Source organism: Halosimplex halophilum, assembly GCF_004698125.1.
In the GTDB taxonomy this organism is placed as follows: Archaea; Halobacteriota; Halobacteria; order Halobacteriales; family Haloarculaceae; genus Halosimplex; species Halosimplex halophilum.
Genome location: NZ_ML214298.1, coordinates 939,523 through 962,780, shown reverse-complemented (window position 1 = coordinate 962,780; position 23,258 = coordinate 939,523). Strand labels below are relative to the sequence as shown.

Annotated in this window: 17 protein-coding genes, 1 tRNA gene and 1 pseudogene; 12 read left to right on the top strand and 7 right to left on the bottom strand. The window is 72.4% G+C overall.

The window, feature by feature from the left end; genetic code table 11:
• Positions 1 to 50: 50 nt before the first annotated feature.
• Together E3328_RS15730 and E3328_RS15725 are read left to right on the top strand one after the other, a co-directional pair.
• Positions 51 to 2,354, top strand: coding sequence for a hypothetical protein (locus E3328_RS15730; RefSeq protein WP_135365561.1), 2,304 nt, complete (start codon positions 51 to 53; stop codon positions 2,352 to 2,354).
• Positions 2,355 to 2,452: 98 nt separating this feature from the next.
• Positions 2,453 to 2,983, top strand: coding sequence for a 50S ribosomal protein L16 (locus E3328_RS15725; RefSeq protein ID WP_135365560.1), 531 nt, complete (start codon positions 2,453 to 2,455; stop codon positions 2,981 to 2,983).
• A gap of 57 nt (positions 2,984 to 3,040) precedes the next feature.
• Here the strand turns inward: E3328_RS15725 and E3328_RS15720 are convergent, their stop codons facing one another.
• A complete protein-coding gene (locus tag E3328_RS15720) occupies positions 3,041 to 3,472 on the bottom strand; it encodes a universal stress protein (RefSeq protein WP_135365559.1) in 432 nt (143 codons plus the stop codon).
• Positions 3,473 to 3,683: 211 nt separating this feature from the next.
• Here E3328_RS15720 and E3328_RS15715 point away from each other — a divergent pair, with 211 nt between their 5' ends.
• Entirely contained in the window at positions 3,684 to 4,547 is an 864-nt protein-coding gene (locus E3328_RS15715; protein WP_135365558.1) for an ATP-grasp domain-containing protein, read from the top strand.
• A gap of 6 nt (positions 4,548 to 4,553) precedes the next feature.
• On the opposite strand, the gene E3328_RS15710 is transcribed toward E3328_RS15715, so the two are convergent.
• Positions 4,554 to 5,060, bottom strand: a complete 507-nt coding sequence (locus E3328_RS15710) for a macro domain-containing protein (protein ID WP_135365557.1) — start codon at positions 5,058 to 5,060, stop codon at positions 4,554 to 4,556.
• Between the two features lie 101 nt (positions 5,061 to 5,161).
• Here E3328_RS15710 and E3328_RS15705 point away from each other — a divergent pair.
• A tRNA-Ile gene (locus tag E3328_RS15705) sits at positions 5,162 to 5,236 on the top strand.
• Positions 5,237 to 5,324: 88 nt separating this feature from the next.
• Here the strand turns inward: E3328_RS15705 and E3328_RS15700 are convergent.
• The 4 genes and pseudogenes from E3328_RS15700 to gcvT form a co-directional block, all read right to left on the bottom strand.
• On the bottom strand, positions 5,325 to 5,687 hold the full coding sequence (locus E3328_RS15700) for a hypothetical protein (RefSeq protein ID WP_135365556.1): 363 nt from the start codon (positions 5,685 to 5,687) through the stop codon (positions 5,325 to 5,327).
• A gap of 123 nt (positions 5,688 to 5,810) precedes the next feature.
• A pseudogene (locus E3328_RS15695) lies at positions 5,811 to 8,353 on the bottom strand (DUF5059 domain-containing protein).
• A gap of 267 nt (positions 8,354 to 8,620) precedes the next feature.
• Positions 8,621 to 9,004, bottom strand: coding sequence for a glycine cleavage system protein GcvH (gene gcvH / locus E3328_RS15690; protein ID WP_135365555.1), 384 nt, complete (start codon positions 9,002 to 9,004; stop codon positions 8,621 to 8,623).
• Entirely contained in the window at positions 9,001 to 10,095 is a 1,095-nt protein-coding gene (gcvT, locus tag E3328_RS15685) for a glycine cleavage system aminomethyltransferase GcvT (RefSeq protein ID WP_135365554.1), read from the bottom strand. The genes gcvH and gcvT overlap by 4 nt, the downstream gene beginning before the upstream one ends.
• Before the next feature lie 550 nt (positions 10,096 to 10,645).
• Here gcvT and E3328_RS15680 point away from each other — a divergent pair.
• Positions 10,646 to 13,174, top strand: coding sequence for an efflux RND transporter permease subunit (locus E3328_RS15680; RefSeq protein WP_135365553.1), 2,529 nt, complete (start codon positions 10,646 to 10,648; stop codon positions 13,172 to 13,174).
• A gap of 34 nt (positions 13,175 to 13,208) precedes the next feature.
• On the opposite strand, the gene E3328_RS15675 is transcribed toward E3328_RS15680, so the two are convergent.
• A complete protein-coding gene (locus E3328_RS15675; protein ID WP_135365552.1) occupies positions 13,209 to 14,690 on the bottom strand; it encodes an aryl-sulfate sulfotransferase in 1,482 nt (493 codons plus the stop codon).
• A 193-nt stretch (positions 14,691 to 14,883) separates the two neighbouring features.
• Between E3328_RS15675 and E3328_RS15670 the strand changes: the two genes are divergently transcribed.
• From E3328_RS15670 to hmgB, 7 genes are all read left to right on the top strand, one after another.
• Entirely contained in the window at positions 14,884 to 15,435 is a 552-nt protein-coding gene (locus E3328_RS15670; protein ID WP_135365551.1) for an NYN domain-containing protein, read from the top strand.
• A gap of 255 nt (positions 15,436 to 15,690) precedes the next feature.
• A complete protein-coding gene (locus E3328_RS22110) occupies positions 15,691 to 16,557 on the top strand; it encodes a CAP domain-containing protein (protein ID WP_167837425.1) in 867 nt (288 codons plus the stop codon).
• A gap of 57 nt (positions 16,558 to 16,614) precedes the next feature.
• Positions 16,615 to 17,463 carry a TatD family hydrolase gene (locus E3328_RS15655; RefSeq protein ID WP_135365548.1) on the top strand — a complete coding sequence of 283 codons (849 nt, stop codon included), beginning with the start codon at positions 16,615 to 16,617 and terminating at the stop codon, positions 17,461 to 17,463.
• 38 nt (positions 17,464 to 17,501) lie between these two features.
• Positions 17,502 to 17,723: a hypothetical protein gene (locus E3328_RS15650; RefSeq protein ID WP_135365547.1), complete on the top strand. Its 222-nt coding sequence runs from the start codon at positions 17,502 to 17,504 to the stop codon at positions 17,721 to 17,723.
• Between the two features lie 455 nt (positions 17,724 to 18,178).
• Positions 18,179 to 18,760 (top strand): DUF2150 family protein, encoded by a 582-nt coding sequence (locus E3328_RS15645; protein WP_135365546.1) that lies wholly within the window; start codon positions 18,179 to 18,181, stop codon positions 18,758 to 18,760.
• A 103-nt stretch (positions 18,761 to 18,863) separates the two neighbouring features.
• Positions 18,864 to 21,752 carry a beta strand repeat-containing protein gene (locus E3328_RS22105; protein ID WP_167837424.1) on the top strand — a complete coding sequence of 963 codons (2,889 nt, stop codon included), beginning with the start codon at positions 18,864 to 18,866 and terminating at the stop codon, positions 21,750 to 21,752.
• A gap of 86 nt (positions 21,753 to 21,838) precedes the next feature.
• Positions 21,839 to 23,185 (top strand): hydroxymethylglutaryl-CoA synthase, encoded by a 1,347-nt coding sequence (hmgB, locus tag E3328_RS15635; RefSeq protein WP_135365545.1) that lies wholly within the window; start codon positions 21,839 to 21,841, stop codon positions 23,183 to 23,185.
• Positions 23,186 to 23,258: the final 73 nt, after the last annotated feature.

Below are 23,258 nucleotides of genomic sequence, written 5' to 3'. Positions count from 1 at the left end.
TTAGTATCACCCATTCGACGGTTACGCCAGTCACGCGCGGTGGGGGCGACATGGAACACGTCATCGAAGTCGAGGACGGGGACGCACAGGTGCTCACGGAGACGGGGAGCGGCGGGCTCATCGGTCGGGGGCTGTTGCACGAGCGGCCGCTCGCCGAGTACGTCGAGGGGGCCGAGACGCCGCGGTTCGTCGTCCGGAACAAGAAACGGGGGTTCACCGTCGAGCGGACCGAGGGAGACGCGAACGACGGCGGGGACCGCGGGACTGTGAACGCCGGGGCGGAACAGGGGGTCGCGAACGGCGCCGCCGGGGCCGTCGACACCGGGCAGGTCGCGCCGGACGGCGACCACAGCGCGGCGGCGCTGGTGACCGACACGCGGGTACTGTTCGCCGCCGGGCGCGCGGGGGGCGACCGGACGCGCTCGGTCCCGCTGGCGGACGTGGTCGACGCCCGGACGGAGGCGGGGCTGCTCGACGAGACGCTCGTCCTCGACCTCGTCTCGGGCGCGCAGTACCGGTTCCCGTCGCGGGGGGACCTGACCGCGGTCCGGGAGTTCGTCGACGCGGCCGCGGGGATCTGGTCGAGCGCCGAGCGCCGCCTCGAGAGCGCCGCGGAGACGCTCGACCGGATCGAGCGGGCCTTCGAGGCCGGCGACGCGGACGTGGTGCTGGCGGCGGTCGGCGACGTGCGCGAGACGCTGGACGAGGCCCGCGAGGCCGCGGCGCCGCTGGACGGGGCCGCCGCGTCGGTCGCCGACCGGGCCGGGGACTACCGGGAGCGGCTGGCGGCCTTCGAGCGCCGCGCCTACGCCGAGCAGGCCGAACAGGCCCGCGAGCGCGGCCACACCCGCTGGGACGACCACGCCTACGAGGCGGCGGCGGACCACTTCGAGCGGGCGGTCGACAGCTACGCGGCGGCGCTGTCGGTCGACGCCGACCGGCCGGACGACGAGCTGATCGAGCGCCGGCGGGCGAACCTGGTCGCCGAGCGCGAGCGGCTGGCCGCCGCGCCGCTCGAACGCGCCGAGCAGGCCGTCGAGATGGCCCGGGGGGCCGACGACCTCGAAACCGCCGAGGCGTGGTGGGAGCGGGCGCTGGAGCGGTACGAGCGGGTCCACGCGCTCGACTGGGGGCGCGACGAGCCGCGCTTCGAGGGCGACCGCGAGGCGGTCCGCGAGCGGCTGGCGATGGTCGCCCGACAGCTGGTCGAGACGCGCTGCGAGCGGGCCCGCCGGGCGCTCGACGCGGCCGAGGACGCGCCGCCCGGCGCGGCCGCGGCGGCCTGCGAGCGCGCCGAGTCGTCGCTCGACGCCGCCCGGTCGGTCGCCCGCGAGCGGGTCCCCGACGCGCTCGACGGCGTCGAGGCGCTCGACGAACGGCTCGCCGACTGCCGCCCCGGCCCCGACGACAACGAGGTCTCCGACGCCGGGACGGTCGTCGTCTCACCCGGCGAGGGCGGCCGCAACGCCGACGGAGACACGGATGCCGCAGAAGACGCGGACGCCGACGGCGGCGGCGGTACCGTCAGCGGAGGCGCCGACGCGGCGACGGGCGAGGCCGACGACGACGCGTCCGCGGCGATGGGCGACGGCTGGATGCTCGCCGACGACGGCGGGGACGACGAGTGGCTGTCCGCCGAGCGGACAGGGACCGCGGACGACGCCGCCGGGGCGACCGACGCCGACACGGCGAGGAGCGATGCCGACGCCGCCGATACCGACGCGACCGGCCAGTCGCTCGACGCCGACGCCGGCGCGGACACGACCGACGCGGAGAGGGTCGCCGACGCGGCCGAGTCGGCTGACACCGTCCTCGGGAACGGGGCGGACGGAGCGGACGGGGCGGACGAACCGCGGGACACGAGCGGGTGCACCACGAGGGGCGGACCCGAGGGCGGCCCCGGAGCCGGTGTGTCGGACGGGTGGACGCCGGCGGCGCTGGCGGCGCTCGGCGCCGAGGCGTTCGGGGAAACCGTGGCCGACTGCCTCCGTGCGACCGGGTGGACTGTCGAGACGGCCGGCGGCGGCGTGGTCGACGACGGCGCGACGGACGGCCCCGACCTCCGCGCGACGGCGCCGGGGCCGGTCGACGTTCGCGCGGGCGTGCTCGCGGTCCCTGCGGACGAGGCGTCGACGCTCGACGAAGCGGCCGTCGACCGCCTGGCCGCCGCCGTCGAGCGCGACGACCGACTGGACGCGGCGGTCCTCGTCGCGGGCGCGACGCTCCCGCCCGCGGTCCGCGAGCGCGCCGCCGCGGCCGGCGTGGACGTGGTCGAACCGGACGCGCTGGTCGACGAACTCGACGGCTTCGGGGTCCCGGCCCCCGACGACGAGCGGGACCCGGACCGCGAGTGAGGGTCCGCGAGCGCGGCGGGCGACTGTCACCAGTTCGCAGGGGGCCGGGCGGGTTCGAAGGCTTTATCCACGCGCTCGGACTCGTCTACGACAAGACTATGGCCGACAAACCTGCCTCGATGTACCGGGACATCGACAAGCCCGCGTACACCCGACGGGAGTACATCACGGGTATTCCCGGCTCGAAGATCGCACAGCACCAGATGGGCGACAAGAACGCCGACCCCGAGGACTACCCGGTCCAGATCAGCCTCATCGTCGAGGAGTCGGTCCAGCTGCGCCACGGCTCCATGGAGGCCTCGCGGCTCTCGGCCAACCGCCACCTGATCAAGGAGCTCGGCGAGGGCAACTACAAGATGGTCCTCCGGAAGTTCCCCCACCAGGTCATCCGCGAGAACAAACAGGCGACCGGCGCCGGCGCCGACCGCGTCTCCGACGGCATGCGCCAGGCGTTCGGCAAGATCGTCGGCACCGCCGCGCGCATCCAGTCCGGCGAGCGCCTCTTCACGGCCTACTGCGACGTCGACCAGGCCGAGGAAGTCAAGGAGGCCTACCGCCGCGCGTACAACAAGATCACCCCGCCCTGCCGCATCAAGGTCGAGCGCGGCGAAGAACTGCTGATCGCCTGAACCGGCCTTCCTCTCGGTTGCTCCCCCGTCGGCGAGCGGCAGGGCTTCCCGGTCCCGTCAGTCCCCGTCGTCGAGGCGGACCGTCAACACCGGCACCTCGGCCGCGCGCACGACCTTCTCGGTGACGCTCCCCAGCAGGTACCGGTCCAGCCCGCGCCGCCCGTGGGTCCCCATCACGACCGCGTCGACGCCCGACTCCCCGGCCGCCGCCAGGATCTCCTTGTACGGTTCGCCCTCGCGCACCTCGCCGGTCGCCTCGACGCCCCGGTCCGCGAACGCCTCGACCGTCTCCGCGACGACCTCCTCGCTCGCGGCCCGCAGCGACTCGACGGTCGTCCCCTCGGCCGCGGCGCTGCCGAGGTACGTCGTGTCGACGACGTACAGCACGCGGACGGTCGCGTCCATCGCGCCCGCCAGCGTCAGCGCGTGCTCCAGCGCTGCGTCCGCTCCCTCGCTCCCGTCCGTCGGGTAGAGTATCTCGTCGTACACACCCAACCGTTCCGCCCCCGGAGTCATCCCGGTTTCCGGCATTCCCACCGCCCGGGGGGCGAACAAACGCTTATGGTGAATTATTTTCAACAATGTTCGATAATTCACCCGATTATCGACTATTCGTTCTGTGCTTCGGGCCCCTCGCGGCGGGGCTCGTTCGCGGGGCGGCGGTCGGCGGGTTTTTGTCGAAACCCGCCAACCGACAGGTATGCGCAGGCTGGCGGTCGCCACCAACGCCGAAACGTACGAGCGGATGCAGGGGCCGCTCGCCGACCGCGACATCGCGGTCGAACACGTCCGCACCCGCGAGCGGACGGTCCACCTGACCGACCCGCCCTGGGCGGCGTTCGACGCCGGGTTCGTCTTCCCGCCCCGGCTGATGGAGGGCGGCGTCGCCGACGCCGCCCTCGCCGTTCCCTGGGTCAACGACCGCGAGGCGGTCCTCCGCTCGCGGAACAAGGCGGGGGCCATCGCGCGCCTCGCCGCCGCCGACGTGCCGGTCCCCGAGACGGTGATGGTCTCGAACCCCGTCGACGAGTCCGACCTCGTCGCCGCCTTCGAGCGGCTGGACCCGCCGGTCGTCGTCAAGCCCAACTCCACGACCCGCGGCGTCGGCGTCGCGAAGGCCGGCGACCTGGACTCCCTTCTGGGCGTCGTCGACTACCTCGACCTCGTCCACGACTTTCGAGCCACTGGCGACAAGTCCTTCCTCCTCCAGGAGTACCTCCCCGGCGCGACCGACTACCGCGTGATGGTGCTGGACGGCGAGTACGTCGGCGCCGTCGAGCGACGCCTCCCCGACGACGCCCTCGCCGCCGGCCAGTGGAAGCACAACGTCCACCGCGGCGCCGAGGCCAGCCGCGTCGATCTGGACCCCGAACTCCGCGAGCTGGCCGAGCGGACCGCCGACGCGCTGGACATCCCCTTCCTCGGCGTCGACCTACTCGTCACCGACGACCGCGCGGTCGTCAACGAGACCAACGCCCGCCCGACCATCGACGACGCCGACAAGTACGTCGACGGCTTCTGGGACGACCTCGCCGACCTGGTCCGGCGGACCGCGGACGCGTGAGCCGGTCTAGTCCCGGACCTCCTCGGCGACCCGCTCCAGTTCCGCGAACTCCTCGTCGGCGTAGGCGATGACCCGTACGTCCGAGAGCGTGTCGGGCTCGTACTCCTCGACGGTCTCGCAGACGATCCGCGCCCCCTCGGCGAACGCGAAGCCGGCGGCGCCGGTGCCCAGCACGGGGACGACGACCGACTCGCAGTCGAGTTCGTCGGCGGCGGCGAGCGCGTTGCGCGTCGCGTCGCGGATCGATTCCTCGGTCGCCCGACCGTCGCCGTAGTGGGGCATCGCGGCGGCGTGGATCACGTGGTCGGCGTCGAGGTCGTAGGCGTCGGTGACCGCGGCGGCGCCGAGGTCGACCGGTCCCTTGTTCATCGCCTCCTCGTTGATCGGGCCGTCGGCGGCCCGGCGGAGCGCGCCCGCGACGCCGCTGCCCATCCGCAGGCTCGTCCCCGCGGCGTTGACCAGGGCGTCGGCCGACCGGGCGGCGATGTCGCCCTGTACGGTGTCGAACTCCATACCCGAGAGTCCGGGCGCGAGCGGCTAAAAGGCGTCCCCGGGCCGTGGGGCGTGCGAACCCGGTAGGCTAAAGGGCGGGCGTCCGGAACCGCTAGACGCGAGGGCCCGTATCTCAGTCTGGTTAGAGAGAGCGGCTCATAACCGCTTCGTCCCTGGTTCAAATCCGGGCGGGCCCACTCCAGAATAAAGGAAAGCGGCCGTCTCTGCCGGTTTTTCGACAACCGAGGTGGTCGTAGTGAGCGACGTGGCACTCGGGCCGAGTGGCTACTTGTACGACTCCCCGGACGCCTCGGCGGCAGCCTCCGTCAGCCGTGCCCGGACCTCGCGCTCGGAGTCGGCGAGCGACAGGGTGTCCTCGGCTGCGTCGTACTCCACCAGGCCGGCCGCCTCCATCGGCGGGATGCGCTCCTCGACGAGTTCCGTCCTGAGGGTATCGAGGGTGATCGCGTCCATCGTCTCGCCGTCGCTGGCGGCCTTGAAGCGGGCGGCCTCGTTGACCAGCAACACCATCCCGCGCTCGCCGTCCGGCTCGTCAAGCAGCGTCCGGACGACCAGCCGGGCGAGCGGGTGGTCCAGCCCGTCGTCGCGGTCCCGCGGCAAGGCCCCACCTTCCTTCGTTCGGTCCATGCGGAGGGTGAGCGCTACCGGGTAATAACGGTGTCTGCCGGTGGCGCCCACGGAGCGAAACCGCCCGATTACGACGGGACGGCGCCGTCGAACCCGAACCCGGCCGCGCGGGCGGCTCTCGGGTTACTCGACGGTCACGGAGCCGACCATCCCGGCGGCCTCGTGGGGGACGCAGTAGTACTCGTGGGTGCCGGTCGCCTCGAAGGTGTGGACGAACGACTGGCCCGACCGGACGGCGCCCTCGCCGTCCTCCCAGCCGGAGACCGCGGCCTCCTCGGAGTCGAAGCCGCCGGAGGCCCAGTACTCGGCGCCGTCGGGGACGCCGTCGGCGTAGGCGGTGACGCTGTGGGGTTCGCCGCCGGCGTGGGCCCAGGCCACCGTGTCGCCCTGCGAGACGGTCAGTTCCGCCGGCTCGAAGGCGACGGCGGTCATGTCGACGACGTGGTCGGCGTCGTCGGGGACGCCCTCGACGACGTCGGGGCCGCCCTGCAGGTTCGACCCGCCGCCGTCGCCGCTACCGCCGCCCTCACCGCCACCGCTGTCACCGCCGCTCTCGCCGCTCGCTCCGGGGACCCGCAGGTCTATCGGGAGCTGTTCGACGCCGTCGACGAGTGCGAACTGGGCGTACAGCGAGGCGTCGGCGAAGGTGTCGGCGGCCGCCCGCACGTCACCGCCCTCGTCGAGCGCGGTGAGGTATGCGTCCAGCTGCCGCTCGAAGCTCTCGTAGGCCGAGCGGCTGGCCCCTTCCAGCATGTCGTGGACGCGCGCGGTCTCGAAGTGGGTGAAGGCGTCCTGGAGGACCGTCGCGGCGGCGCCGCTGGTCGAACCGCCGGCGTGCTCGACGATCGCATAGGCTGATTCGACGGCCCTGGCGTTGAACGACTTGCTCGCCGCGTAGACGTCCTCGCCGTTCCCCGCGGCCGCGGAGACCGCCCCCAGCCGGTCTTCGAAGGCCTCGTAGACGGACTCGTCGGCGACTTCGAGCGCCTCGTGGTAGCCGCCGGCGCCGGCCTCGAAGTGCTCGAAGGCGCCCTGCGCGACGGCGCCGGCGCGGCTGTCCTTCCCGAGCGCGTCGAGGGCGCCGGCGTCGAACCCGCGGGCGCCCATATAGGCGGCCTCAGCGCCGCTGACGGTCGCGGTCGAGCCGGCGGCCGTCTCGAACTCCAGCAGCGCGGACTGGACGCCCTCGTAGTGGGTGGCGACCGCCCCGTCGTCGGTGTTCTCGAAGGCGTCGATCAGCCCCGAGAGGTGCTCCTCCTCGAAGGTGTGATAGAGGTCCTCGTCGGTCGACTCCAGGGCCTCGTGGACGCCGAGCTCGTCGGCCTCGAAGCGCTCGAACAGCCCCCGGGCGAGGCCCGCGGCGACGTTGTTCTGCCCCAGCCGGTACAGTTCACGCGCGTCCGCGAACCGGGCGCGGAAGAACGCGGCCGCCAGCAGGGGCGCCTGTTCGCCGGCGAGCGCCTCGACCCCGGCGACGAGGTTCCCGTCGACGGTCGCGAGGGCCTCGTCGATCCCGGCGGAGTCGCCGTCCTCGATGGCCGACCGGAGCGCGGACAGCCCCGACTCGAACCCTCGTAGGCCTCGCCGTCGGCCTCCTCCAGGGCCTCGTGGGCGCGGGCGCCCTCGAAGTGGGCGAAGACGTCGCTCGCCACCGTCGCGGCGCGGTCGGTCTCGCCGCGGGCGGCCAGCCAGGCGGCGTCGGCCGCCCGGGCGCGGTAGAGCGTCAGCGCGGCTGCGTGGGCGTAGTCGGTCGAGGGCCCGCCGGTCGCGGCGAGCGCCGCGGCGTCCCACCCGCGGGCCTGCAGCGTCGCGATGTGGCCTGCGGCCGCGGCCGCCTCGGCGTCCGCCAGCGCGTAGCTCCCGTCGACCGCGGCGACGTAGGCCGCCCCGACCTCCCGGCGGACCGCCTCCCGGTCCCCGTCGTCCGCGGCCGACGCGGCGGCTTCGAGCGCCCCCTCGAAGGCCTCGTAGGACTCGGCGTCCGCGGATTCGAGCGCGCCGTGGACGCCCGCCTCCTCGAAGCGCGCGAGGACGGCCTCCGCCGTCGCGCCCGCGCCCTCGAAGTTGCCCGCCGCGGCGAGCGCGCCGGCGTCGAGGGCCGCCGCGCCGAACAGCTGGAGGGCGAGGGCCTGCGCGGTAGCCTCGCCGACGAGCGCGCGCTGGGCCTCGGCCAGTTGCGTGCTCGCCGTCGCGGCCGTCTCGCGCGTGCGCTCGATGTCGCCGGCGTCGAGGCCGTCGCTCCGGAGGTCCCCGAGCGCCGCCTCGAACGCCTCGTAGTTCGACTCGCTGGTCGACTCGAGGGCCTCGTGGGCGCCGTGCTCGCCGCCGGCGTTCTCGAAGCGCGCGAACGTCGACTGCGCGACCGAGGCGCCGGCGGCGAACTCGCCGGCGCGGCCCAGCGCCGCGGCGTCCCATACCCGGGCGCGCATGGCGTTCCACTCGGCTGCGACCGCCGCGTCGACCGACGCGGAGCCGCCCGAACCGTCGTCGCTCGGCGAGCCGCCCTCGGCCGTGCTGTCCGGGCCGTCACCGTCGCCGTCCTCGCCGCTCGACGTTTCGGCCGGCGCGTCCGTCCCGTCGCCGCCCGACAGCCCGTTGCATCCTGCGACGCCGAGCGTCGCGAGCGCTGCCCCTGTCGCCAGTACCTCGCGTCTGCGCCGTTGCATCGTGTTTTAGGCCCACCTAAAGAATGTTAAGCGCTGCGGATTTTAGGCGAGCCTAAACATGTTCGGGCGGGCCCTTATCGGCCGGTTCCGGGGCTGAACCGACGGGTTCGGTGTCGGACCGTGCGTGGGATCGATGCCGGACCGGTACCCGTTTCGTATCGCGGTATGCGGTGTACGGCGGGCGGTTCGGATCCGTACGGTGCTTCGAGCACGCGTCGCTCCCGGAGAGGCGGCGGAGAGAAAACAGCGAGGGCCGGAGACGGCGTCTCAGGCGATCTGGTCGCGGTACTCGTCCGCCGACAGCAGGTCGTCGAGCTCCGACTCGTCGTCGAGGTCGACCTCGATCAGCCAGCCGTCGCCGTAGGGAGCCTCGTTGACGAGTTCCGGTCGGTCGGCCAGGTCGTCGTTGACGGCCGTGACGGTGCCGGAGACGGGGGCGTAGATGTCGGAGACGGCCTTGATCGACTCGACGACGCCGAAGTCCTCGCCGGCGGCGACTTCTTCGCCCTCGGCCGGGAGGTCGACGAAGACCACGTCGCCCAGCTCGTCCTGGGCGAACTCGGAGATGCCGATGCGCGCGCTGCCGTCGTCGACCCGCGCCCACTCGTGGGAGTCGAGGTAACGCAGGTCGTCGGGAACGTCGAAGCTCATCTGTCGAGGAATGGGGTCGCGGTGGTACGTGCTTTCTTCGGTTCGCCCCGCACCGAGACGCGGACGGGCTCGTCGAGGCCGACCTCGCTCGGGAGGTACGCCAGGCCGATCCCCCGACCGAGCGTCGGGCTCATCGTCCCGCTCGTGATCTCCCCCAGGCGCTCGCCGTCGGCTGACTCGACGGGATAGCCCTCCCGGGGGACGCCGCGGTCGACGAGTTCGATCCCCCGGAGTTTCTCCTCGACGCCCTCCACGTCGACCCCCTCCAGCGCGTCGCGGCCGACGAACTCGCTGTCGAGGTCGACCGCGAACCCGACGCCCGCCTCGTAGGGGTTGCGGGGGTTGTCCTCGGGGTCGAAGTCCTGCCCCGAGAGGAGAAAGCCCATCTCCAGTCGGAGCGTGTCGCGGGCGCCGAGCCCGCAGCGCTGACAGTCCAGGGCCGACCAGACCGTCTCGGCCTCGTCCCAGGGGTAGATCAGTTCGTAGCCGGGTTCGCCGGTGTAGCCCGTGCGGGAGACCAACGTCTCGACGCCCGCGACCGACCCGACGGTCGTCTCGAATCGCCCCAGTTCCCCCAGGTCGGCGTCCGTCTCGGCCGCGAGCAGATCCCGAGAGTCGGGGCCCTGGAGCGCGACCATCGCCAGCGACTCCGTGCGGTTCTCGACGGTCGCGTCGAGTTCCCAGGCGTCGCGGTGGTCGACCCAGCGGTCGGCCATCTCGGCGTCGTGGCCGGCGTTGGGAACGACGAGGTAGTCGGCCTCGACCGACCAGTCCGCGGGCGGACGGGAGACGACGGTGTCGTCGAGCATCACCCCGCGGTCGTCGGTGATCGCGGCGTAGTTCGCCTCGCCCGGGTCGAGGTCGGACACGTCGTTCGTCACCAGCCGGTTGGTGAGCCGGCCGGCGTCCGGCCCGGTGACGGCCAGCTGGCCCATGTGCGACACGTCGAACCGCCCGACCGACTCGCGGACCGCCTCGTGTTCCGCCCGGATGGAGTCGAACTCGACGGGCATCTCCCAGCCCCCGAACTCGGTGAGCGTCGCGCCGCTCGCCTCGTGCGATTCCGCGAGCGGCGGCTGTCTGAGCGCCATATCCGATCCCCGCCTGCCAGCGACGTAACTGTTGCCGTCGCGCTCGCGTGCGCGCTCGCGTTTCCCGTCCGCACCGACAGACTCCACCCCCAAGCGACGGATCCCGGCCTCGACGGAGCCCTCCCGTCGACCCTGCGTCTGACGCTCTCAACCGACAGCCGCTATATCAAACAGCGGTCCGACGCGGAGAGCCGCGCGGCTGTCGCCCGCATCCGCGAGTCGGCGCCCCCTGGGTCGACAGTTCCGGGTCGGTGGCCCCCGCGGTCGACGCTCCGGATCGGTGGTCCCCGCGGTCGACGCTCCGGATCGGTGGTCCCCGCGGTCGACGCTCCGGATCGCGCCCTCCCGGTCCGCTCACCGATCCGCCGCGTGCGGCCGGTTGCCGGTCGGTTTCCCACAGTTTCCGACCCTGAAACTGTGTTCCCCTTTATATGCTGGTCCCGGTTCTCGGCTCGAACGCAATGGTTCCCGCACCGCCAGCACGATCGAACGCCCTCCCGTCCGGCGAGCCGCCGGACGGCGCACCGCACCCGCCCGCGGAGGTGGCGCCGTGAGCCGCTTCGACCGCCCGTTCCGGTTCGTCACGGAGCACAACCTCCTCGTGCTCCTGGTCATGCTGCTGGTGAGCGCGGGCGTCGTCGCCGGGATCGGTCAGCTACAGACCCAGAGCCAGATGAACGGGTCCAGCGCGGTCGGCGACACGGAGGTCGCCCAGAAACTGGACTACATCCGGGCGAACTACGGGACGAACGACAGCGAGTCCGACGCCCCCGAGGTCAGGCCGGCGCCGGTCTACGTCCGGAGCGACGACAACGCCCTCTCGAAGGCCGCCCTGCTGGACTCGCTCGAGTTCCAGCAACGGGCGCTGGACAACGAGTCGGTCGCCGCCGCCCTGGGCGACCGCGAGCCGGTCGGCGTCGCGAACCTCGTCGCGGCGCGCGCGGCCGGCGACCGGGACGCGTCGCTCGACCAGCAGACCGCCGCGCTCGAATCGGCGAGCGCGAGCGAGGTCGAGTCGCTCGTCGCGGAGACCCTCTCCGCGGGCTCGGCCGCGGCCCGGTTGCTCCCGGGCGACTACGAGCCCGGGACCGCGACCGCCGAGAGCCACCGGATGCTGTTCCGGTTCGAGAGCGCCGACGCCGGCGACGCCGCGGCCGAGCGGCGCGCGGCCGCGACCGCGGCGCTGTACGAGCTCGCCGGCGACCGCGAGGGCCCCGAATACTTCACCCTCGGTGAACACGCGGTCGCCGAATCGAACGCCAACTTCAACCGGCAGACGATGCAGCTGATCGTCCCGGTCGCGCTGCTTGCGATCCTCGCAGTGCTGGCGTTCGCCTACCGGGACCTCGTGGACGTGGTCGTCGGGTTCGCCGGCGTCGTCCTCTCGGTGCTGTGGATGTTCGGCATCCTCGGCTGGATGCAGATCCCGGCCGGCATGACGATGATCATCGGCCCCGTGCTCATCGTCGGACTCAGCGTCGACTACGGGTTGCACGTGTTCATGCGCTACCGCGAGGAGCGCGGCGAGAGCGAGGACGTCCGCGAGCCGATGGCCCGCGGGCTCTCGTCGGTCGCCGTCGCGCTCGGGCTGGTGACGCTGACCGCCGCGGTCGGGTTCATGTCGAACGTCACCAACGAGTTCGCGATCATCGAGCAGCTCGCGATCGGCATCACCCTGGGCGTCGTCTCGACGTTCGTCGTCTCGCTGACGCTCGTCCCGGCGCTGAAGGTGACCGTCGACCGCCTCCTCGAACGGGTCGGGCTCGACCGGCGCAAGCAGCCGCTCGGGGAGACGCGTCTGCTCGAACCGTTCCTCACCGGCGGCGTCCGCCTCGCGAAGCGGGCCGCGCCCGCCGTGATCGTCCTCGCCCTGATCGCCGGGTCGGCCGGCGCCGTCGCGTGGACGGACCTGGACCGCCAGTCGGTCCAGCAGGACACCGACGGGATCGCCGAGTGGAAGCAGAACCTGCCCGGCCCGCTGGGCTGGGAGACGAGCGAGTACGACGCCCGCGCCGACTACGTCGACGCCCACTACCGCGCGGCCGACGAGGACGCCCGGAGCAGCTCGCAGGTGCTCCTGGAGGGCGACGTGACCTCGCCGTCGGCGCTGGCCGCCGTCGAGACGGTCCACGACAGCGCGGGCGAGCAGGGGGCGGTGTTCCAGCGCGCGGGCTCGGTCCCGCTGCGCTCGCCGCTGTCGGTGATGGAGTCGGTCGCCGCCGAGAACGACGAGTTCGCGGCGACGGTCGCCGAGGCCGACACCGACGGCGACGGCGTCCCCGACCGCGACGTGGCCGAGGTGTACGACGCGCTCTACGCCGCCGCGCCCGAAGAGGCGAGTCAGGTGGTCGAGCGGACCGACGGCGAGTACCGCTCGCTGCGCGTCGTCGTCCCGATCGAGGGCGGTACGACCATCGCCCAGCAGGCCGACGCCATGCAGGCGGTCGCGAGCGGCGTTTCGGCCGACGGCGTCGATGCCACCGCGGTCGGCGTCGGGACGCTCAACGAGGCCGAGCTGGGCCAGACCGCCGACAGCATCCTGACGACGCTGACCGTCGCGCTCGCGGCGGTCGGGGTCCTGCTGACGCTGGTCTACCGGGTCGCCACCGGGAGCGCGGCGCTCGGCGTGGTGACGGCCGTCCCCATCGCCCTCGTCACGGCGCTGGTCGTCGGCGGGATGTACCTGCTCTCGGTCCCGCTGACCCTGCTGACCTCGCTGCTGCTCAGCCTCGTCGTCGGGCTCGGCATCGACTACAACATCCACGTCAGCGACCGCTTCGCACAGGAGCTGGAGCGGGGACAGACGGTCACCGGCGCGCTGCGGACGGCCGTGACCGGCACCGGCGGCGCGCTGCTGGGCAGCACGCTCACCTCCGTCGGCGCGTTCAGCGCCCTGCTGCTCCACCCCCACCCCCAGATCACGAGCTTCGGGACGCTCGTCGTCCTCGCGCTGTCGCTGTCGTTCGTCGTCGCCGTGTTCGTCCTCCCCAGCCTGCTGCTCCTGTGGGCGAACCACGGCAGCCCCGACGCCGTCCGCAGCGAGTCGTCCGCTCGCGACCGGCCGGTCGCGCAGGACTGACGGGCCGCCCCGGCTCTCGGTGGCCGTCCGGAGCTCACTCCGGCCGGCGCCGAGCGAGCGCTCCCGCGACGGCCGCGACGACCGCGACGACCGCGAGGACGGCGCCGAGCGGCGTCGGTCCCGACCCCGAGGTGGTCGTGCCGAGCAGGCTGTCGTCGCCCGAGCCCGATTCGGTGTCGTCGCCGTCGCCGCCGTCGGCGGTGTCGCCCTCGCCGTCCGCCCCGTCACCGCCGGAGCCGTCGGCGATGTCGCCGTCACCGCCCGTCGCGGTCCCCGACGCGCCGATGGCCGCCAGGTCCTCGTCGGGGATCAGCCGGGTGTCCTCGAACCCGGTGAGGTGGTCGTAACAGGCCGCGATGGCGTCGGCATCGAAGTCCGCGCTGCCGGTCGCCTCGGCGACGCCGCCCGCGCCGATGTCGGCCATCGTCGGGCCCGACGACTCGTCGCCGGTGCCGACCCGCTCCACGTCGTAGGGCTGGTACGGCGAGTACACCTCCCAGACGACCTCGCCGTCGGGCGTCACCTCGACGATGCGGTGGGCCCGCCGGTCGGCGACCAGCGTGTTGCCGTTCGGCAGGCGGTCGGCGTCCCGCGGTTCGTCCAGGTTCCCGCCCCGCAGCACCCACGTCCGGTTCCACTCGTCGCCCTCGCGCTCGTACTCGACGACCCGGTCGTTGAGGCTGTCGGCGACGATGACCGTGGCGTTGCCGTCCTCGCTCTCGAGGTAGTCGGGGTTGTGCTGCTCGTGGAGGATCGAGGTGTTGTCGTCGCTGCCGAGCGTCCACTCGACCTCCTTCGTCTCGCGGTCGATGGCGACCACCTTGTCGAAGTTGCGGACCGAGACCATGATGGTCCCGTCGCCGATCTGCTCGACGTCGTTGTTGTGGGTCCAGTCCCCGCCGAACTCGCCGCCGCCGGACTTCGGGTAGTGCTCGGTGTAGTTGGCGAAGTAGTACTCCCAGGTGATCTCCTCCCGGGTGAGATTGTAGATCAGGACGCGGTCCTCGCCGTCCTGGCTCATGTCGTTCATCAGTAACTCGTCGCCGTTGATCAGGTCCACGTCGTGGGTGTCGTAGACCTCGTCGAAGTGACGGACCGAGACGTGTTCGCCCGTCTCGGGGTCGATCTCCTCGATCTGGGTGTCTCGCTGGTACGTCGTCGCCTGGAGGATGTTGCCGTTGTCGAGCACGTCGATGTCGTAGCTCCACCAGCGGCCGGCCGCGGTGTCGTTGTGGACGCCGACGATGGAGCCGTTCGGCCGCGCGCCGACGACCATCGCCGAGGTCTTCTCGCCCTGGTAGGCGCCCTGGATCGAGAACAGGGTCGTCCGCTCGGGCGTCCGTTCGACCGTGCCGACACACGGGTTCGACGCCCCCTGGAGGCCCGCGGTCGCGAGACCGGCGCCGGGCGCGGCGCCCGCGCCGGGATCCGCGCCCGCGAGGCCGCCGGTGGCGCCGGCGACCGGGACCGCCAGCAGGAGCGCGACGAACAGCGTAGGGAGGACGGTTCTTCGCATCTGTCAGGGGTATCGACCGAGGCGGTTAACTCCGTTACGACTCCCCGGCGGGTCGCGACGGCCGCGACGGCGGCCGGGGACGGTTCGTCTGGCCGCGGCGGCGACCACCGGCGCGGCCGCTCGCTCGGACGCGGTCGGCAGCCGGCCCCCGCGAAACGTCACGCCTATACTCGGCGGTGGGGAACGGCGGGGTATGAGCTGGCTGGGGCGGCTGTTCGGCGGCGACGAGGCGGCGGGCGCGGAGGGGTCGGCGGGCGCGGACGGGCCGGGACCGTCGGGCGCGGTCGGAGACGCCGCGGCCGAGGCTGGAACTGACCTCGAAGCGCGCGGCCACGACCAGCCGCGGGTGGGGCTGTTCGTCGACGGGCCGAACGTCCTGCGCGACGAGTTCGACGTGGACCTGGACGACGTGCGGGCGGCCGCCGAGCGGTACGGCCAGCTATCCTTCGGCCGCCTCTACCTCGACGAGAACGCGCCCGCCGGGCTGATCCAGGCAGCGGAGGCGCGGGGGTTCGAGGTGGTCACGACCAGCGGCGACGTGGACGTGAAACTCGGCGTCGACGCGGCGGCGGCGACCGTCGAGGAGGCCATCGACGTGCTCGTCGTCGCCTCCCGGGACACGGACTTCAAGCCGGTGCTGGAGGCGGCCGCCGAGCGCGGCCTGGCGACCATCGCCGTCGCCCCCGGCGAACACGGCCGCTCGGACGCGCTCCGCAACACCGCCCACGAGTCGATCACGCTGTAGCGGCGACCGAGTGGTGACGGGGGGACCCGGGGGCGTCCCGCCGCTCGCCAAGAGTTAACTCGCCGGGGGCGTACCGGCCGGTATGCGCAGAGTCGACGGTCGGAAGCTCGTTGCCGGGCTGGTCGCGGCGCTGCTGGTCGGCCTCCTCGTGGGGTACGCGCTCGCAGTGGTCCTGTGAGCGCGTCTCGGTGGGTCGCGTTCAGCCCGTGATAATCGGGGGCGAGTCTTTAACCGGGCGAGCGGGAATCCCCGGACATGCTCCGGATCGACGGGCGCGTGCTCGCGGCGTCCGTGCTCGGCGTGTTCCTCGTCGGCGCGCTCGTCGGGTTCGCCGTCGGCGGCGGGAGCGGCGCGCCCGGCGTCCCGGCGACGCCGACCGACGCCGGTCCGGGCGACGGCGCCGTACCCTCACCGACGCCCTCGCCTGCGCCGACCGCCACGCCCACCGCGACTGCCACCGCGACGCCGACGTTGACGCCGGTTCCCACGGCGACCCCGACGGCCACCCCCACGGCCGTGCCGACGCCGACCGCGACGGCGACGCCGACGCTGACGCCCGAGCCGACGGCGACGCCGACGCGCACGCCGATGCTGATCCGGCGGTTCGACACCGAGCGGATCGAGCACCGCCTCCGCGGGCTGATCAACGACTGGCGCGTCGAGCGGGGGCTCGACCCGTTCGCGCAGGCCGACGGGCGGGTCGTCGAGCGGCTCGACAGGATGGCGACGGCCCACAGCGTCGACATGGCCGACATCGGTCAGACGATCCACCGGATCGACAACCGCTCCAGCGCCGGGCGCTACCGCGACCACGGCCTGTTCGAGACGTGCAAGTTCAAGCGGTCGGGCGCCCAGTACATCGTGACGCCGACGCGCAACCGCATGGAGGTGCTGGGCAGGACCTACGCCGGGGTGACCTACCGCGGCCCCGACGGGCCCCGCTACAACGGCAACGAGTCGGCGGTCGCCCGCGCGATCTTCGAGGAGTGGCGGACCAACCGGGTGTTCAGCGAGCGGCTCGCCTACCCCAACGCCACCCGGCTCGGGATCGGGATCGAGACCACCCGGGACAACGAGGTGTACGTGACCGGCAACGTCTGCGGCGTCTCCGGCTCCGACTGAGGGGGGCCGGCGCCGGACAGCGAACGGTTTTTTCGGCCGCGCGCCGGAGGGCCGGACATGAACGCCGAGATCGACGGCCCGGTCCTCGACGACCACATGCACCTGGACCCCGTCCACGGCCGCGGCGTCGACGCCGCGCGGGAGTTCGCCGACAGCGGCGGGACGCACCTGCTCGTCGTCAACAAACCCTCCTGGCACCTCCTCGATTCCCTGCCGGAGGGCGCCGAGGACTTCCGCAAGGTGTTCGAGCTGACCGTCGACGTGGTCGAGCGGGCGAGCGACGAGTTGCCGGGACGGGCCTGGCCGGTGCTGGGCGTCCACCCCGGACTCGTCTCGCAACTGGTCGACGACGGGCGCGACCCCGAGGACGCGCGGGACCTGATGCAGACGGGGCTGGACACCGCCGCCGAGTACGTCGCCGAGGGGCCGGCGCTGGCGCTGAAGTCCGGCCGCCCCCACTACGACGTGAGCGACGCCGTCTGGGACGCCTCGAACGACGTGATGAGACACGGGTTCGACCTCGCGGCGGAGACGGGCTGCGCGATCCAGCTCCACGCCGAGAGCAGCGAGGACTTCACCGAGGTCGCCGAGTGGGCCGAGGCGCGGGGGCTCCCGCCCGAGCGCGTCGTCAAACACTACGCCGGTGGCCGGCTGGCGGGGATCACCAAGAGCGTCATCTCCCACAAGGACGAACTGGAACTCGCCATCGAGGAGGACGAGCCGTTCATGATGGAGACGGATTTCATCGACGACCCCGACCGGCCGGGCGCGGTGCTGGGCGTCGGGACGGTCCCCTCGCGGGTGCGCTGGCTGCGCGAGGAGGGGTACGACGAGGCAATCGAGCGCGCGCACGTCGACACGCCCGCGGCGGTCTACGGCATCGACACCGAGGCGACGCTGGAGTGAGCCGATACCTTTTCACTCGCTGACGGGAACGGCGGGGTATGGACGACCACCGCTGTCCCGACTGCGGCGTCTCGATGGAGTCCGTCGAGTTCGGCATGAGCGACGCCTGGAACCCCCACGTCAGGACCGGCGAGAAGCGCGAGGGGGTGCTCGGCAAGCTCGGAATGGGCGAGACCGAGGACGTGACGACGCTGATGTGTCCCGAGTGCGGTCTGCTTCGGTTCTACGCCGACATCGACGAGGACGAGGAACCGTACTGAAGTCGGGCCGTACGGCGCGGTTTCGGTGCGGGCGTAGTCGCGGAGCGGTGCAGAGCGGTGCGGTTGCGGCCGCGGTGCGGCTGCGGAGCGGTGCAGAGCGGTGCGGCTGCGGAGCGGTGCAGAGCGGTGCGGTTGCGGAGCGGTGCGGTTGCGGAGCGGTGCAGAGCGGTGCGGTTGCGGCCGTGGTGCGGTGGCCGGGAGCGCGTGCCCGCGCATCGGCGCGGGCCGCGCGACCCGGGGAAGGGCAGGCTCGCCGAAGCGGCGGTTCCCGAACGTCCGGCGCCGTGGCGCCGGTTCCCCGGACGCGAGGGAGCGAAGCGACCGAGTCGTCCGGCTTTTTTCGCCCACGTTTTTTCGCCGCGGGGTACCCGCAGCGCGCCCACGGCGCGCGAGGACACCCCCGGCGAAAAAAGGTGGGTCGAAAGCCATATGACCGGAGCGACGAACGACGTTGTATGAGCAATCAGCCGGGGGAGTACTACACGCCCGAACGCTGGCAGAACTGGCTGGACAGGATCGACGAGGAGGACCTGGACCCGGAGGACGACGACACGGCGCAGCTGCTGTGGAACATGCAGGACGACACGGCCATCGCCGTGGTCAAGGTCGTCTCCGACTTCGAGGAGGGCATCCTCGACGAGGACGAGGCCCTCTCGGAGATCGAGGACATGCGCGAGGTCGTCCTCGCCGAGCCGGCGTTCGACGACGAGGAGGCGCTGATGCTGGTCGACAGCGTCCAGACCTCGCTGGTCTGCGTGTTCTACGCCGCCGAGGAGTTCGTCGTCGGCGGCACCGCCGAGGACGCCGAGATCGGCGAGTACGTCGGCGCCGCGGCCGACGCCGAGGCCGAGGAGGACCTGGACACGGCGCTGTCCTACTGCGTCCAGGCGGGGACGCTGGTCATCGACGGCGCGGAGTTCGACCCCTCCATCGCCGAGGAGGTCGAACCCGGGCTGGTCGTCCAGTGGGTCAACGGGCTCGACAGCCTCCAGACGGCGATGAAAGACCCCGAAGTCGTCGAAGAGGACGACGAGTAGGCGCGCGGCCGCCGTCGGCCGACCCCGGCTCGGCGGGTGGGCGTTATCAGGGTGGAAAATCGGGGACGCAGGTTTTTGCACGCCGAGCCGGTAGTCCGGCGACATGGAGCCGTGGGACGACAGGGGCCAGTCCATCCAGATCGGAGCCGTGCTCCTGTTCGCGGCGCTGATCCTCCTGCTGTCGCTGTACCAGGCGACGGTCGTCCCACAGCAAAACGAGCGGGTCGAGTTCGACCACAGCCAGCAGGTGCAGGCGGACCTGCTGGACCTGCGGAACGCGGTGGTGTCGACGTTCGGCGAGTCGGCGAGCCGCGCGGTGTCGGTCCAGCTGGGGACGACCTACCCCTCGCGGGTGCTCGCGGTGAACCCGCCGCCGGTGTCGGGGTCACTGTCGACGGCGGGGACCGCCGACGGGGACGTGTCGTTCTCGCTGGCGAACGTCGAAGCGCTGGACGAGGAGACGGACGACTTCTGGGAGGCCGGCGGGTCGCCGCGGACCTACTCGACGGGGTCGGTCGTCTACCGACCGCGGTACAACGAGTACGGCCAGCCGCCGCGGACGGTCTACGATTCGACGGTGCTGTACGACAACTTCACCTTCGAGGGGGCGACGCTGGCCCGCAGCGGCCAGACCATGGTCGACGGGTCGACCGTCTCGCTGGTGGCGCTGAACGGGTCGCTACAGCGGTCGTCGTCGGACGCGGCGTCGGTCGACGTACGACCGGTGAGCGCCTCCAGCACGACGGTCGCGGTGACCAACCGGGCGTCGGGCGACCCGATCACCGTCCGGACCGCGACGCGGTTACCGGAGTCGACCTGGGAGGAGCTGCTGGCCGGCGAGTTCGCGGCCGAGGGCGGGAACGTGACCGGCGTGCGGACGAGCCCGCTGGCGGTCGAGGGGTACCGGACGCTGGCGATCGACCTGCGTCCCGGCACGTACGAGCTGCGGATGGCGAAAGCCGGTGTCGGGACGCGCGTGACCGGCACGTCCGCCGCGTACATGACTGAAGTGGACGGCAACGGGTCGGCGGTGCCGGAGGGCGGGTCGACGCAGGTGACCGTCGAGGTGCGCGACGCGTACAACAACCCGGTCCCGGGGGTGACCGTGAGCGGCGTCGCCGCGGGCGGGACGTTCGAGGACGGCTCGGTCACCACCGGCTCGGACGGCCGCGCGCAGTTCGTGTACGCCGCCGGGGACGACGCCGGCGGGGACAGTTACTCGCTGCAGTTCAGCTACGAGGACGCGACGGAGCCGGCGTTCGCCGCGGGCGACCCGGAGGACGTGGGGATGACGGTCAACGTCCGGGAGACGGGCGGCGGTGGCGTCGGCGGGGGCGGCGGCGCCTCCCCCTACGAGCTGCGGTTCGAGGCGCCGACGACCGGTCCGGACTACACGCTCGACGTGGCCGCGGCCGGCAGCGAGTTCGACGTCCGGGCGGCGCTGACCGACGCCCGCGGCGACGTGGCCCCGACGGCGGTCGACCGGGCGGCGGTCGGGTTCGCGCTCAACAACGGAACGGTCGGGGAGCTGTCGACGTACCGGGGGACGACCGACGCGAACGGCGAGGTGGCGACGACCTTCGAGGCGAAAAACGAGGGGACGGTCAGATTGTACGCGACCGCCGGCGGCGCGAGCGACGTGCTGAACGTGACGGTGACGAACATGACCGGCGAGCGCGACCCCGGCTTCCCCTACGAGGACGTCAACCAGGACGGCCGCTACCAGGAGGGGACCGACATCGCGCTGACGAAGGCCGACGTGTCGGGGAGCTACACCGCCGCGGACGGCAACGGGCTGGTCGTCCCGGAGAGCACGGGCGCCATCGACGCGGGGACCGTCGACTGGAACGCCGACGGGATCCGCGTCGGCGTCGACGTGACCGGCGACGATGTCCTGCTGGACGCCGGGAACGGGGCGCTCACCGCCCCGGACCGGCGCTTCGACTCGACGGGCGACCTCGAACTCCGCGGCGCGAGCGTCGACGTGACCGGCGCGACCGCCGACAACTACCGGAGCGGGAACGCCGACGGGCGGCCGCTGACCGTCGCGGCGACCGGCGGCGACGTGAGCGCGGCGGGGTTCACCGCTGTCACGGCCAACGACCTGTCGGTGACGGGGTCGAACGTGGACCTCTCGAACGCGGTCCTCGACGGGTTCGTGAACGGCAACGGGTTCGGGTCGCTGTCGGTCTCGGGGTCCGGGTCCGTCGCCGCGACGGGCGCGACCCTCGACACGCCGGGGACCCTCGACGTGACGGGCGCGAGCGTCGACGTGTCGGGCGCCTCGCTGGACAACTTCCAGAACGGGAACGGCGACGGGCGGCCGCTGACCGTCGCGGCGACCGGCGGCGACGTGAACGCCGCCGGGTCGACGGTCGCGGCCGCCGGCGACGTGTCGCTCTCGGGGTCGGATATCGACGTCACGGACGCGACGCTGAACAACTACCAGAACGGCAACGGGTTCGGGACGCTGACGGTCGACGCCTCGGGGAGCGTCGCGGGGAGCGGGAGCCTGGTCGCGTCGGCCAACGACGTCGACCTCGCGGGCACGGCGGTCGACATCTCGGGCGCGACGCTGAACAACTACCAGAACGGCAACGGGTACGGCTCGCTGACGGTCACCGGGTCGGACGCGGTCACCGGGACGAACGCGGCGCTGGACTCGGCCAGCGCCATCGAGGTCGAGGGGTCGACGCTGGACCTGTCCGACGGGTCGCTGAACAACTACCAGAACGGCAACGGCGACGGCAGCGATATCGTCCTCCGCGCGACGACGGGCGACATGGTCGTCGAGCGGACGGTCATGGCGACGACCTCCAGCGGGAACCTGCTTGCCTACGGGGCCGACACGAGTGGTGCCGACCTGTTCGTCCAGGACGCGGAGTTCTACGTCGGCAACACCAACGGCAACAACGGCGAACTCTACAACGTCGACCGGGTCGAAGTCGACGGAACCCCCGACCGCGGCAGCGTCGTCGACGGCGCTCCGTGACTCGCGCTCTCCGTCCACACTGCGTTCGACGCTCGTCGATACGCTAGTCGACAGGCCCTTATACGAGTCGCGCGCAAGTGGGGCCTATGACATCGGTCGGTATCGACGCCGTCGAGATCCGGACGGGGAAGCTCAGGCTGGACCTGCCGGAGACGTTCGCGCCGGCGCAGGGCGACGACCCGGGGAAGTACACGAAGGGGCTCGGCCTGACCGCCAGTTCGTTCCCGGACGTCTACGAGGACATCGTGACGATGGGGGCCAACGCGGCCCACGACCTGATGGAGCGCAAGGGGCTCGAACCCGAGGACATCGGCCGGATCGACGTGGCGACGGAGTCGGCGTTCGACAACTCCAAGCCGGTCTCGACGTACATCGCCGGCTGTCTCGAACAGGTCTACGACGGCGACTTCCACCACGCCAACAAGGGCGAGCGGAAGTTCGCCTGCATCTCGGGCACCCAGAGCCTCGACGACGCGTACAACTGGATCCGCGCGGGCCGCAACCGCGGCCGCTCGGCGCTGGTGATCGCCACCGACACCGCGCTGTACGCCCGCGACGACCCCGGCGAGGCCACGCAGGGCGCGGGCGCGGTCGCGCTGCTGGTCAGCGAGGACCCCGACCTGGTCGAACTCTCCGCGGAGCAGGGCTACGGCAGCGCCGACGAGACGGACTTCCTCAAGCCCCAGCAGCAGTTCCCGAGCGTCGACGGCAAGCGCTCGGTGCAGGTGTACCTCGCGCGGATGCGGGAAGCCGTCGAGGACTTCGAGTCCGTCGCGGGGGAGATCCACCCCGACGACGCGGCGCTGATCCCCTTCCACACCCCGTTCCCGGGGATGGTCCGCAAGGCCGCCGCGCTCGCCTTCCGCCACGTCAGCCGCGACACCGAGATCGAGGAGGAACTGGCCGGCGAGATCGGCCGCCAGCCCCGCCGCGAGGCGTTCGACAGCGAGGAGGCGTTCCGCGAGGCCGCCGCCGACTACACCGACGAGCTGACCGACACCGACACCTACCGCGAGTGGTACGCCGAGACCGTCGAGCCCACCCTGACGATCTCCCGCGAGGTCGGCAACTGGTACACCGGCTCGGTCCACCTCGCCCGCCTGTCCGGGCTGAAGGCCGCCTACGAGGACGGCGCCGACCTGACCGGCGAGCGGCTGCTCGTGGGTTCCTACGGGTCGGGCGCCCAGGCGGAGATCCACGCCGAGACCGTCCAGCCGGGCTGGGCGGCGGAGATCGAGGCGCTCGACGTGGACGACCAGCTGGCCGCCCGCTACGAGCTGAGCTTCGAGGAGTACGAGGACGTCCACGACGTGCACAACCACGACGCCGACGCCGGCGCCTCCGACGTGGACCAGTTCACCACGCCCGACTCCGAGTTCGTCTTCGACGGGTGGGGCCGGATGGGCGAGCGCAAGTACACCTACGTCGAGTGACTCCGCCGGCGGCCCCGGTGGAGGCTTCCGACGGGGGGCTCCCGACCCGAAGCCCGAGACCGAACCACTCAAG